This window comes from Streptomyces sp. NPDC102274 (assembly GCF_044766385.1).
Classification (GTDB): Bacteria; Actinomycetota; Actinomycetes; order Streptomycetales; family Streptomycetaceae; genus Streptomyces.
Window position 1 is genome coordinate 1 of sequence record NZ_JBIWLW010000098.1, and the last position, 6,944, is coordinate 6,944.

General features: G+C 71.1%; 1 protein-coding gene. It reads left to right on the forward strand.

Annotation, left to right across the window (positions count from 1 at the left end; all coding sequences use genetic code 11):
• Positions 1 to 6,944: amino acid adenylation domain-containing protein (locus ACIRQP_RS41815; protein WP_403900638.1), on the forward strand; the 6,944-nt coding region annotated here is incomplete at both ends.

A 6,944-nucleotide genomic window follows, 5' to 3' on the forward strand; every position in this document is an offset into this window, starting at 1 on the left:
CGGTTTGTGGCGGATCCGTTCCGTTCCGGGGGTCGGTTGTATCGGACGGGTGATGTGGTGCGGTGGCGTGCGGATGGGGTGTTGGAGTATGCGGGTCGGGGTGATGATCAGGTCAAGGTGCGTGGGTTCCGTATCGAACTCGGTGAGGTCGAGAGCGTTCTGTTCTCCCACCCTGCGGTTTCCCAGTCGGTGGTGGTGGCGCGTGAGGACCGTCCGGGTGTGAAGCGTCTGGCGGCCTATCTGGTCGCTGACGGGGCTGCGGTCCTGGATGTGGACGTGGTGCGTGAGCATGTGGTGTCGGCTCTGCCGGAGTACATGGTTCCGGCGGCTTTCGTCGTGCTGGACGCGTTGCCCCTGAATGCCAATGGCAAGCTCGACCGCCGTGCTCTGCCCGCGCCCGAGTTCGAGGCTGCGGAGTCCGCGTATACCGGGCCGCGTACCGAGTCCGAGCGGATCCTGTGCGGGGTGTGGGCGGAGGTCCTCGGGTTGGAGCGGGTCGGGATCGAGGACAACTTCTTCGATCTCGGCGGTGACTCGATCATCAGCCTCCAGGTCGTCTCCCGCGCCCGCCGCGCCGGACTCGCGCTCTCCTCCCGCGACGTCTTCCTCCACCCCACCATCGCCACCCTCACCACCAAGGCCGGCCAGGTCGACACCGGCCCCGCTCTGCTCGCCGAGAGCGGCCCCGTCACCGGCGCCGTAGGGACAACTCCCGTACGAGAGTGGTTCTTCGATACGCATCCGCTGGCTCCGGAGCACTTCAACATGGGTGCCGGGTTCACCCTGTCTCCGGCCACGGACCTCGATGCTCTGCGGGCCGCTGTCGGCGCGCTGCTCGCCCAGCACGACGCGTTGCGTAGCACGTTCACCCGTACCCCCGAAGGAACCTGGACCGGACACATCACGCCCGCCGTCGACCTCGACGCGGTCTTCACCGCCCACGCGTGTGGCACCGAGGAGCGGCCCGCGCTCGTCGCCGCGGCCCATGCCGGACTCGACCTGGAACGCGGGCCGTTGTTTCGCGTGCTCGTCGGAGTGACGGGCCCGGAAGCGCCGGTCCGGGTCGTACTCGCCGCGCACCATCTGGTGGTCGACGGTGTGTCCTGGCGCATCCTGCTGGAGGATCTGGAGTCGGCCTACGTGCGGATCGTGACCGGCGGACAGCCCGCCTTGGGTCCCAAGGGCACCTCCGTACGTCAGTGGGCCGCGCGGCTGGCCGAGCACACCGCCGCGGGTGGCTTCGACGCCCAGCTGCCGTACTGGCTGGGGACGACCGTCGGTGCCACCACCCGACTGCCCGTGGACCGTCCCGGTGGCGACAACACGGTGGAGTCGGAGCGGTCGGTGTCCGTGCGGCTGTCCGCGGAGGAGACGTCGGCGTTGTTGCAGCGGGTCCCCGCGGTGTACCGGACGCGGCCGAACGATGTGCTGCTCTCGGCGTTGGTGCGCGCGGCGGGGCCGTGGGCCGGTGGCGCGCGATGGGCCGTCGACATCGAGGCGCACGGCCGTGAGGAGATCTTCGACGACACCGACCTGTCCGGTACCGTCGGCTGGTTCACCTCCATCCACCCGGTCGTCCTGGACGTTCCGCCGGGTGATGAGGGGGCGGCGGACTGGAGCGGGACGATCCGGGCGGTCAAGGAGCGGCTCAGAGCGGTACCGGACCAGGGCGTCGGCTACGGCGCGCTGCGCTATCTCCGGCGGCCGGAAGGCGACGTGAGTGGGGGCAGGGGCGCCGGTCTCAGCACCGCCCCCGTTCCCGAGCTGGCCTTCAACTACCTCGGGCACTTCAGCGGAGCCGATGACACCAGTGGCTGGTACCGCTCGCTCGTCCTGAACCCGGGCGGCGAGCACCACGCCGCCGAGCAGCGCAGCCATGTGCTGGAGGTGGTGGGCGCGGTCCAGGAGGGCGTGCTGGCCTTCACCTGGTCGTACTCGGCGAATCTGCACGACCGCGAGACGGTGCGGAGCCTCGCCGAGCGGTTCACCGCCGAGCTGCGGTCGCTCATCGAGCACTGCGCGGAGCCGGATTCGGGCGGTTGCTCCCCGTCGGACTTCCCGCTCGTACGGCTCACCCCGGCCGAGATCGATCTGATCGCCGGCGACGGCCGGGACATCGAGGACGTCTACCCGCTGACGCCCCTTCAGTCGGGAATGCTGTTCCACTCGCTGAACGCGCCCGGCTCGGCCGCGTACCTGGAACAGTTCACGTTCGTCATGGACGGGGTCGCCGACCTGGACGCCCTGGCGCGTGCCTGGCAGCGTGTGGTCGACGCCTCGGACGCGCTGCGGGTTTCGATCGCCTGGGAGGGCCTGTCGGAGCCGGTCCAGATCGTGCACCGACGCGCCGAGATCCCCGTCACCCGCGTCGACTGGACCGGCCGTTCGGAGGCCGAGCGCTCCGAACTGCTGGCCGCGCTCGTCGCCGAGGACCGCGCCGCCGCCGGACTGGACCCGGGCAGCGCCCCCCTCACCCGTGTCACCCTGGCCCGGCTGCCGGGGGAGCGCGTACAGGTGCTCTGGTCGTTCCACCACATGCTGCTGGACGGGTGGAGCAGCGCCGCGGTGCTGTCGGACGTCGCGGTGGAGTACGCGGCGCAGTACGCGGCCCTCGTGTCGGAGGGCGCTCCCCGCCCGGCGGACCGGCCCGTGCGCGGGACGTTCCGGGAACACCTCAGGTGGCTGGCCGGACGGGACCAGGAGGCGGGGCGCGAATTCTGGCGGAGTCGGCTCGCCGGCTTCGAGGAGCCGTCCGCGCTGCCCTTCGACCGCGCGCCGGACAGCGCGCACCGCGCCCGTTCGACGGACCGGGTGCCCCTGCGCCTGCCCGCGGCGACCGCTCGTGCCGTCGTGGACTTCGCGCGCCGCGGCAGGGTGACCGTCGGCACGATGGTGCACGGCGCCTGGGCGCTCACGCTGTCGCAGTACGCGGGGTCGTGCGATGTCGTGTTCGGTACGACGGTGTCAGGACGTCCGGCCGACGAGCCGGGGGCCGAGAGCACGGTGGGGCTGTTCATCAACACCCTCCCGGTACGGATCGCCACCACGCCCGCCGAGCCGGTGACGAGCTGGCTGCGGCGGATCGGCGACGAGCAGGCGGAGGCGCGGCAGTACGAGTACGTCGCGCTCCATGAGATCACCACCGATGTGCCCTCCGGAGCCGCGCTCTTCGACAGCCTGGTCGTCGTCGAGAACTACCCCGTGGACGCGGACGCCGCCGCACGCCACGGCATCGTCCTGTCTGGTCTCGACGCGGTCGAGTCGACGAACTATCCGTTGACACTCACGGCTCGCCCCGGCGCCGGAACGGGGGAGGAATTCGTCCTCACCTTCGGGTACGACCCGGAGCTGTTCGACGCCGAGACCGTGCGGCGGCTGGCGGCGGGCTGTGCGCGGGCGCTCGGCGAGCTCGCCGAGGACGGGGAACGTACCGTCGGTACGCTGACACTGCTCGGCGGGGACGAGCGTGCTCGGGTGCTCGGGGAGTGGAGTGGCGCTCACGACGCCGGTGCGGATGCCGCACGGACAGCACTGACAGCACAGACAGCGCCGACAGCTCCGGACGCGCGTCCGGCCTCCGTGACGGATGTGTTCCGCGAGCGGGTGGCCGCGTCGCCGGACGCCGCCGCCGTGAAGTGCGGTGATACGACGCTGAGTTACGGTGAGCTGGACCGGCGGACGGACCGGCTCGCGCATGCCCTGCTGGAGCGCGGAGTGGGCACGGGCTCGCGCGTCGGGCTGCTGCTGGCACGGTCCCCCGAGGTCGTGGTGGCGATGCTCGCGGTGCTGAAGGCGGGCGCAGCGTACGTGCCGCTGCACGCGGCGCACCCGGCCCGGCGGATGCGGGACGTGCTGGAGCGCAGCGGCGCGGAACTGCTGCTGACGGACGGGTCGGTGCGGGCGCCGGAGGGCGTGGCCGTGCTCGATGTGAACGATCCGGGGGCGCGTGCCGAAGCTTCCCCCGCGCCCGTGTCTGTCCACGTCTCGTCGGAGGCGACGGCGTATGTGATGTTCACGTCCGGGTCGACCGGGACACCGAAGGGCGTGGTCGTCACCCATGGCGGCGTGGCCGCCCTCGCTGCCGACCGGCGATTCGCGTCGGAAGCACACCGGCAGGTGCTCTTCCACTCCCCGCATTCCTTCGACGCGGCGACGTACGAGGTGTGGGGACCCCTGTTGAACGGCGGCTGTGTCGTCGTCGCCGACGCGGAGCTGACCGCCCCGGCCGTACGGCGCGCGGCGGAGCGTGGCGTCACGGCGGTGTTCGTCACGACCGCGCTCTTCGGGGCGCTCGCGGACGAGGACCCCGGGTGCTTTGCGGGACTGCGCGAAGTGTGGACCGGGGGAGAAGCGGCATCGGCGCCCGCGATGACACGGATGCGCGCACACTGCCCGGACACCGAGCTGGTGCATGTGTACGGGCCGACGGAGACCACGACCTTCGCGCTGTGCGGACCGGTCGCGGCCGGGGACGTCTCGGGTGGTCCGGTTCCGCTGGGCGGTCCGATGGACGACACCCTGGCCTACGTACTGGACGGTGCCTTGCGCCCGGTCGGCGTCGGGGTGCCGGGGGAACTTTATCTGGGCGGTTCGGGTCTGGCGTGCGGGTACGACGGCCGGGCCGGGCTGACGGCGGAGCGGTTCGTGGCCAGTCCGTTCGCGGCGGGCGGACGGCTGTACCGGACCGGCGATGTCGTACGCCGACGGGCCGACGGCCGTGTGGAGTTCCTCGGCCGGAACGACGGCCAGGTGAAGATACGCGGCTTCCGCATCGAACTGGGCGAGATCGAGGCGATTCTGACGCAGCATCAGAGCGTCGGCGCGGTGGCGGTCGTGGCCCGCGAGGACCGTCCGGGCACGAAGCGGCTCGTGGCCTACCTGGTTCCGGCGGGCGGCACGGTGCTGGACATGACGTCCGTACGCGAGCGACTGGCCGCGGCGCTCCCCGCGTACATGGTGCCGTCCGCGTTCGTGGAGCTGGAAGCCCTGCCGCTCACCGTGAACGGCAAGGTCGACCGGCGGGCCCTGCCCGCTCCCGCTCCCGCTCCCGGGCACGGGAGCGGGAGCGGGAGCGGCAGCGGGGAAGAGGAGCCGTACGTGGCTCCGCGTCCCGGAGCCGAGGAGCTGCTCGCCGGGATCTGGCGCGCGGTGCTCGGCACCGAACACGTTGGCGCGCACGACGACTTCTTCGCGCTCGGCGGCGACTCCATCGCCGCCCTCAAGGTCGTCTCCCGTCTCCGTGCGGCCCTGGGGGCCGGGCTCTCGCCCAGGGCGCTGTTCGACCATCCGACCGTGGCGCGCCTGGCAGCCGCCGCCACTTCCGGAGAACGGGCGTCCGCGGCCGTCTCCGCCCCCGACAGCGGCGGTATCACCCCGGCTCCTCGTGACGGCCGACCGCTTCCTTTGTCGTACGCACAGGAACGGCTCTGGTTCCTCGACGAGTTCACCCCCGGAGGCACCGAATACAACGTCGTCACCACGCTCCGATTGACCGGCACACTCGATCTTCCCGCGCTGCGGGCCGCCGTCTCGGGGCTGGTGGCCAGGCACGAGGCGTTGCGCACCACCTTCGACTCCGCCGACGGTCGGGGCGTACAGAAGGTTCATTCGGAGCTTGACGTCACGGTACGTATCGCCCAGGCGGACGGGGAGGCCGAGCGGGACGTACTGCTCCGCGCCGAGGCGGCGGTCCCCTTCGACCTGCGTACCGGTCCGCTGCTCCGGGCGCTCCTGGTGCCGGAGGAGAATGCGGCCCCTTCGTCCTGGCTGCTGATGATGACGCTGCATCACATCGTCACCGACGGCTGGTCCATGGGCGTGATCACGCGTGAGCTGAGCGAGCTGTACGCGACAGCACTACGGGGCGGGGACGCGAAACTGCCCGCGCTGCCGGTGCAGTACCCCGACTACGCGGTCTGGCAGCGCGAGCGGCTCACGGGCGACGCCCTCGACACGCATCTGGAGTACTGGCGGGAACACCTCCGCGGACTTCCCGTACTCGAACTGCCCACCGACCGGCCACGTCCAGCCGTACGGACCGGACGCGGGGCACTGCACACCTTCCGCGTTCCGGAGGAGCTGACGGCCGCGCTCACGGAGGCGGCGGGGAGGCGGGGCGCCACCCTGTCGATGGCGCTGACAGCAGTCACTCAGCTGCTGCTTTCGCGCTACAGCGGACAGAACGACATCGCCGTTGCCACAGCCGTCTCGGGCCGGGAACGAACCGAACTCGAAGGGCTCGTCGGCTTCTTCGTCAACACGCTGGTTCTGCGGTCACGGATCGACCCCTCCGCCGACTTCGACGCTCTGCTCGCGCAGGTACGGGAGACGACGCTCGCCGCGTTCGCCCACCAGGACGTGCCGTTCAGCCGGCTGGTCGAGGAACTGGACCCCGAGCGCGACCCCAGCCGTACCCCACTCGTGCAGGCGGCGGTCACGCTCCAGAACGCGCCCAGAGAGCCCTTCGCGCTGCCCGGACTGCGGGTCGAGGAGACGCTGCCGCCCGTGGAGACGGCGCAGTTCGACCTCAACATCGAGTTCGAACCGGCCCCGGGGCGCGGTCTGTTCGCGGTCGTCTCGTACAGCACGGATTTGTTCGATGCGGGGACGGTTGGGCGGATGGTGGGGCATTGGTTGGGGTTGGCGGGTGAGTTGGTGGCTGTTGGGTCGGGTGGGGTGTTGGGTGAGGTGTCGATGGTGGGGGTGGCTGAGCGGGAGTGGGTGGTGGGTGCGGGGCGTGGTGTGGTGGGTGTGGTGTCGGGTGGTTCGGTGGTGGATGGCTTTGCGGTTCGGGTGGCGGAGTCGCCGGGTGCGGTGGCTGTGGTGTGTGGTGATGTGTCGTTGACGTATGGGGAGTTGGAGGCTCGGGCGGGGCGGTTGGCGCGGGTGTTGGTGGAGTGTGGTGTGGGTGTGGAGTCGCGCGTCGGGCTGCTGTTGGAGCGGTC